The sequence below is a fragment of the Candidatus Protofrankia californiensis genome (assembly GCF_900634765.1).
In the GTDB taxonomy this organism is placed as follows: Bacteria; Actinomycetota; Actinomycetes; order Frankiales; family Frankiaceae; genus Protofrankia; species Protofrankia californiensis.
Window position 1 is genome coordinate 1 of record NZ_CAAAFT010000167.1, and the last position, 1,781, is coordinate 1,781.

Genomic DNA, 1,781 nt, shown 5'->3' on the forward strand with positions numbered 1-1,781 from the left:
GTGCCACCGGCACCCCGGTGGCGATCGCCGCGCTCGCGTTGCAGGCGCGGGCCGTCGCGGCCCTGCCCGGCGGGCATCCCGGTGAGGTGGCCAGGATCGCGGATCGGGCGATCTGCCAGGCGTTCGCGTTGCCGGCCGAGCAGCGGGGGACACCCGGTGGGGAGGACCCCGGTGCCGTCCACCCGGTGGAGGTCGCCTACCACGGGCTGATCGCCGCCGCGGCCGCCGGGAACCACAACGCCGCCATGGACTATGCCAACGTCGCCCTGCCCGCGCTGACGGCGATGGACCGCCCCGGATTCGTCGCCGTTGCGCTCGCCCATCTGGCCGCCGCCGACGCCCGCCGCGGTGACGTCGAAGCCGCACTCGACCGGGCCGGCACAGCCCTCGATCTGGCCCCCCGCCCGTTCCGGGCGGTGGGCCGTCCGCTGGAGGCAACCCTGCTTGCACTGCGGGCCGACCACGCGACCATGGACGGCGTCCGGACGTTCGTCGCCCGGGCCTGCGCCTGGAAGCAGGCCGAGAACATGGTCTGACCGAGCCGGGGACGTCCCGCGGGCCGTGCTGACGCCCGGGTCGGGACCGTCCTGCGGAGCCGAGCGCGGGTCGCAGGTCAGCGCCAGGCGGTCTCCGAGACGGGGGAGCGGCCGATCAGCGGACGCCACCATGCCTCGTTGTCGCGGTACCAGGCGACGGTTTCCCGCATCCCGTCGGCAAAGCTGATCTCGGGTGCCCAGCCGAGCTCGGTGCGCAGCCTGGAGGAGTCGAGCAGGTAGCGCCGGTCGTGGGACGGGCGGTCCGGCACGATCGTCTTCAGCGACTCCGGCAGGCCCAACTCGGCGAGGATCGTGTTGGCGATGGTCTCGATGTCGGCCTCGACACCGCTGCCGACGTGGTAGGTCTCGCCGAGCCGGCCGCGTTCCAGCACCGCCTCGATCGCCCGGCAGTGGTCGGCGACGTGCAGCCACTCCCGGCGGTTACGCACCGATGCGTACAGGGGCAGATTTTCGCCCTGCAGGGCTCGGGTGACGAACAGCGGGATGACCTTCTCCGGGAACTGGTACGGCCCGTAGTTGTTGGAGCAGTTCGTGATTGTCACCGGCAGGTCGTAGGTCAGGCCGTAGGCGCGCACCGCGTGATCGCCGCCGGCCTTGGCCGCGTTGTACGGCGTCCGCGGCAGGTACGGGGAGTCCTCTGTGAACGCGCCCGGGTCGTCGAGGTCCATGTCGCCGTAGACCTCACAGGTCGAGATCTGGTGGAAGCGCGCCACGCCGACCGTGCGGGCGGCTTCCAGCAGCGTCTGCGTGCCGATGACGTTGGTGGAGAAGAAGTCGCCGGGACGGATGATCGCCAGGCTGTTGTGCGACTCGGCGGCGAAGTTGACCACCACGTCGACATGGTGCTCCCGCAGCAGCGACTCGACGAGCTCGCGGTCACGGATGTCCCCGTGCACGAACGTGATCGCGTCCAGCACGTCGGCGAGGTTCTCCCGGCAACCGGCGTAGGTCAGCGCGTCCAGCGCAACCACCTGGTCACGGGCGTGGTGCTCGCGCCAGTAACGGACGAAGTTCGACCCGATGAACCCGGCGGCCCCGGTGACCAGCAACGTCGACATGTGCGCACGTCCCCCTTCGGAAGAGATCGGGATCGGCGGCCTCGGCGCCCGATCCGCGCCAGCTTCTCACGACCGGGTGACGCCGATCATCGCCGCCGCCTGCCAACCGGTGCAGGCTGCCAACCGGTGTGGGCTGCCAACCGGTGTGGGCTGAGGTCGCTGCCAC

Annotated in this window: 1 protein-coding gene and 1 pseudogene; one reads left to right on the forward strand and one right to left on the reverse strand. The window is 71.3% G+C overall.

What is annotated here, in order from left to right; genetic code table 11:
* Window positions 1–536, forward strand: a pseudogene (locus tag DD1DGNOD_RS26745) (hypothetical protein); the annotation flags it as partial.
* A gap of 77 nt (window positions 537–613) precedes the next feature.
* Here the strand turns inward: DD1DGNOD_RS26745 and rfbB are convergent.
* The gene (gene rfbB / locus DD1DGNOD_RS09385) at window positions 614–1,615 is read right to left on the reverse strand and encodes a dTDP-glucose 4,6-dehydratase (protein WP_131766248.1); all 1,002 of its coding nucleotides are present in this window, start codon (window positions 1,613–1,615) and stop codon (window positions 614–616) included.
* Between the last annotated feature and the right edge of the window lie 166 nt (window positions 1,616–1,781).